This window comes from Rivularia sp. UHCC 0363 (assembly GCF_034931125.1).
Classification (GTDB): domain Bacteria; phylum Cyanobacteriota; class Cyanobacteriia; order Cyanobacteriales; family Nostocaceae; genus Rivularia.
In genome coordinates, this window is record NZ_JAYGHM010000016.1 from 74,662 (window position 1) to 79,044 (window position 4,383).

Genomic DNA, 4,383 nt, shown 5'->3' on the forward strand with positions numbered 1-4,383 from the left:
TTCTAATCTATTCGCTGGCTAGATTTTTAGGATAAAATGCTTCCGATTTTGAGTAGCGGTATGATACTTGCTCAAATCAGTGTGGAAGTTTTTGGTTCATAGTCGCATTGTGGAGACGGGCTGTATTGCTACGTCTCTACATTTCTTATTAATTTAGCTCGATAATTTTGTATGTAATAGAATTTAAGTTTTGTTTTTATTAATTTAAGTTCTTATTTTGAGGAGAATACATAATGGAACCTTCATCAAATTCTGTAAGCAAAATTAATGGTCAATCTATTGATTTTACTGGCTCATTAATTAGTACTAGTAGTTCTTTTTCTATTAGTGACAATATACTAGAAGGTGGAATTAAATCCGCTCTTGATATTGGTAATATTGTTATCGGTAACGGACAATGGATAGTTGATGATGAAACTACACAAGAGTCATTAACTTCGGAAATCAAAACTGATGTTGACGAAAGGATTAATTCTCTTTTTGATAAACTGCGCGATCGATTACCTTTGAAAGAAGTTGAACAATCAGCAGGTAATCCATTTACAGAAGAGAATCCTTTTGCTGATGGTAAAAATCCTTTTGGTGAGGGTGAATTTACTCCACCACCAGGTTACGAAAACTCTTTACCTTCACAAGATATTGTAGATAATATTGAATCTGTTCAAGAAGAAAGTCCTGTTGTAGAAGAAAATTTGTCTACAGATAGCGATAATAATTCATCAGCAGATGTCGCAGATTCTAATCCTGTTATGGACGCTGAAGGTGAAAATCCCTTTGCTGGTGGTGGAGAAGGTGGAAATCCCTTTGCTGGTGGAGAAGGTGGAAATCCCTTTGCTAGTGGTGGAGAAAATCCGATCGCAGAAAACGGGAATGGATCTTCACCATCCTTTAATATGACAGGGATGATTTTTGGTGAAGATTTACCATTTTTGAATGCTAGTGAAGGGGATGATAACTACAGCACTATACCTAAGCAGTCAACTAGTGAAACCTTAAGAGTTGTTAGAGATAATCTGTTAAGATTTAACGCAAATCTTAATTCTCCAGAAGTTTTTGCAAGTAACGAAACACCTTTACAAACACCAAATGATTTATTAACGCTGTTTCGTAATGATATGTTCAGCTTCAATAATTCTGCTAATTCTTTTCAAGGATTAGTCGGTGATAATAATCCGTTTGCAAGCGGTGAATTTAATCTTGGTGAAGGTAGCGAAGAGATTCCTTTTGATATTATAAATGTTGCTTTGGATGGTTTGTTACCATTCAACGGTTCTGAAAATGTATTTAGTACACCTGAAGGTGAGATTCCGATCGGTAATGGGAATCAAGACTTTGGTTGTGACAATGCAGTTATTGGTAATGCTAACTGGAATTACGGTAGTTTGAATGCGACTATTGGTAATGGTAACTGGAATTGGGATGGAGCCAGTAATAATTCTACAGTTGGTAATGGTAATTGGCATTTAGATTTTACCTCTGACAATAAAACCGTTGGGAATGGTAACTGGTATTGGGATTCTAGTAGTGATAATACAACTCTTGGTAATGGCAATTGGTATTTTGGAAATAACAATACAACCATTGGTAACGGTAACTGGGATTTCGGGAATAATAATACAGTAATCGGTAACGGGAATAGAGTTTATACCGATAATAGTATTGTAATTGGTAACGGTAATTGGTCGGTTGTAATTGATAAATCGGCTAAAATTGGTGATGATTTATTAGGTGAATTAGAAACTATAGTCATGGGAATTGGTGTGAAGCAAAGTGCTGATATGCTTGTTGATTCAGTAATGAATAAGATGGCTGAAATTTTCCAACCATTAACGGCAGATTTTGATGAGTCAGCGCTAAGTACTTATAATCATCAGTTTGTTTCTTCTAGTAATGAGATGAGTTTTCTTTTTAGTTGATTACGATTGAAGAATTATAAACCGCAGAGACGCAGAGAGCGCAGAGGAAGAGAAAAAAGAGAAAGAATAGTGCGAATAATAATTATTGTACGGGCATCTTGCCCGTTTTTTTATGGGAAACTTATTATATATGAAGATGTAAATCATTAGCCCGTGTAACAATGCAAATCGAGCAACCGATCAAAATAAATGCCGTACAACCAGATAAATTAAAGCAAATCTTACCTAAACCATTGATTCTTTCTACTCCGATATCTCTTTTCAATGGTTTTTATTTTAACTATCATCGACAACTAAATTATAAAGTTCCTGAGACTCTATCATCTCAGCATATTATTGGTATTTCTCCTCAAAACTTCCATGCAAGTTTTAAAATTAATAAAAATTGGCAACGTCAATATTACGGAGAAGGTGATATAGGGATTTTTCCCGCTTATCAAACTTCACCAACCGCAGAGTTTGAGCAAGATAATGAATTTGTTATATTAAGTTTTGAACCCGATTTTTTAATTCGCGCCGTTAAGGAGATTTTATTTGGAGTTATGGCGGTTACGAAGCCGAAATTCCGATTCCAACGGTTATGAATGAGATTGCAGCAAATTACGAATTTATTGGTTTAAGTTGCGATCGCACTATTCAAACTGATTTTTTAGCGCTTCTCCTAAATATGCACGATTACAACCATCAAAATGGTACCCATCGCAAGTTATTTGAAATTGAAGAGGTGGAGTTAAAGCAGTGGAGTTTGTAGGTTGGGTTAGACACGAAAACGGTAAATTTCGTTTGTAACGCCTGGTTTATAATTATCGTGTCGTAACCCAACATCGGGATTTGCGATCGATTGAGATATTTAAGAATACCCCTAATTTAATGTTGGGTTACAGCGCTCTTGTTAATTTCTTGTTGAGCATTATTATGCTTCGTGCGCTTAACCCAACCTACGAACTAGACGTGGGGAGCGCAGAGGAAGAGGACGAAGAGTAAATTTATCTAAATGCTTACCTTTGCGTACTTCCGCGTTAAAAATAAATTATTTTAATGACAAAGGGTTTGGTATAATTTAGCGCTGAAGCGCAACTACGAACCCATGACTAAAATAATCTTCGACACAGACCCCGGTGGTGATGATATATTTGCTTTATTATGGCTGCAAAGTTTAGTAAAGCAAGGCTTAGCAGAATTAATTGCTGTTACCACGGCTGAAGGTAATATCGGTTCTGAATTAACCTTTATTAATGCTAGTAAAGTTTTGAGTTTGGGAGGATTTGAACAAGTTGAATTAGGTCGGGGAGTAACGGTTAAAGAATCCAAAATTGCTGATGCTGCTTATATTCACGGTATGGATGGGATGGGGAATATTTCTCACCATTTACCCGCAGCTAAACACGATTTTGAGAGTGCAGTTTACTCGGATGATTTAATTATTGATAAGCTGAATAATTATCCTGAAGAAATTACCATCCTCGCAGTTGCACCTTTAACTAATTTAGCGGCTGCGGAAAGTAAAAGTCCAGGTATTTTAAGAAAAGCTAAGGAAATTGTCATCATGGGAGGTGCTTTCAAAGTTCCGGGAAACGTTACTCCTCATGCTGAGTTTAATATTATATATAATTCCCAAGCAGCAGAAAAAGTATTTGCTAGCCGTGATGATATTGTAGTTTTACCTTTGGATATTACTCAAGAATTAATTTTTACTCCAGAAATGGCTGATGATATTATTAGTAATTCTGACAGTGATTTAACTAAATTTATCTCTGAATTATGCAACTTTATGACAGCAGCATCTTTAAGATATCGTCAAACTAAAGGAATCAAAGGTTTTTTGGTTCATGATGGTGCTGCTGTAGCTTATTTATTTTATCCCGAAACTTTACTATTTCGTCGCGCTCGTGTAGATATTGAAACTCAAGGTCATCATACTTTGGGAAAAACTCTTTTTGATGAAAGATTTCAAGCCAAAACTGATGCTAATGCTTGGGTTGCTTTACAAGTTGATCGAGTTGGTTTACTAGCAAGTTTAGTTGAGGATTTGATTTTTTTAGGGAATGGGGAATAGGTAATCGCTATCATCCTCGAATACTATGGGTATCGAGCCGAGATGTGTGTAACTTCCGGCAAGATGGGCTGAAAACCCTCGCCCTATCTGGGTTTGATAAATTGCTACACTCTTATCAAAAAAGCGGTGTTTGGTAACGAGAAATCAAGCCTTTTAGGGGCATCTTGCAGGTTTTTACATGAATCTCGGTGCGATTCCCTCTTAGCGCAGAGAAAAGAGGGAAAGAGAGATCGGTAATCTTAGAGCGGGATAGGAGTAGTTATTATAACTTAGAATTGATTGGTACCAAGTTAGGATTAATCTTCAGAGCTTGGTTGTAATCCTCAGTTGCTCCTTTAATGTCTCCCGATGAAGCACGCAAAACACCTCGGATGTAGTAGGCTTCAGCAAAGTTAGGATTAATCTTCAGAG

5 protein-coding genes are annotated in these 4,383 nt (G+C 36.4%); 4 read left to right on the forward strand and 1 reads right to left on the reverse strand.

The genetic code is table 11. The features are described 5' to 3' along the window. Window positions 1-233 precede the first annotated feature (233 nt). The 4 genes from VB797_RS11510 to VB797_RS11525 all read left to right on the forward strand — a co-directional run bounded on the left by VB797_RS11510 (window position 234) and on the right by VB797_RS11525 (window position 3,972). On the forward strand, window positions 234-1,916 hold the full coding sequence (locus VB797_RS11510) for a hypothetical protein (RefSeq protein WP_323237816.1): 1,683 nt from the start codon (window positions 234-236) through the stop codon (window positions 1,914-1,916). Window positions 1,917-2,077: 161 nt separating this feature from the next. Next, a complete protein-coding gene (locus tag VB797_RS11515; RefSeq protein ID WP_323237817.1) occupies window positions 2,078-2,500 on the forward strand; it encodes a hypothetical protein in 423 nt (140 codons plus the stop codon). Continuing rightward, window positions 2,497-2,667 (forward strand): hypothetical protein, encoded by a 171-nt coding sequence (locus VB797_RS11520; protein WP_323237818.1) that lies wholly within the window; start codon window positions 2,497-2,499, stop codon window positions 2,665-2,667. Before VB797_RS11515 ends, VB797_RS11520 begins: the two co-directional genes overlap by 4 nt. Window positions 2,668-3,003: 336 nt before the next feature. After that, window positions 3,004-3,972, forward strand: coding sequence for a nucleoside hydrolase (locus VB797_RS11525; RefSeq protein ID WP_323237819.1), 969 nt, complete (start codon window positions 3,004-3,006; stop codon window positions 3,970-3,972). A gap of 262 nt (window positions 3,973-4,234) precedes the next feature. Here the strand turns inward: VB797_RS11525 and VB797_RS11530 are convergent, their stop codons facing one another. Next, complete coding sequence (locus VB797_RS11530) at window positions 4,235-4,381, reverse strand: tetratricopeptide repeat protein (protein WP_323237865.1); 147 nt, start codon at window positions 4,379-4,381, stop codon at window positions 4,235-4,237. Between the last annotated feature and the right edge of the window lie 2 nt (window positions 4,382-4,383).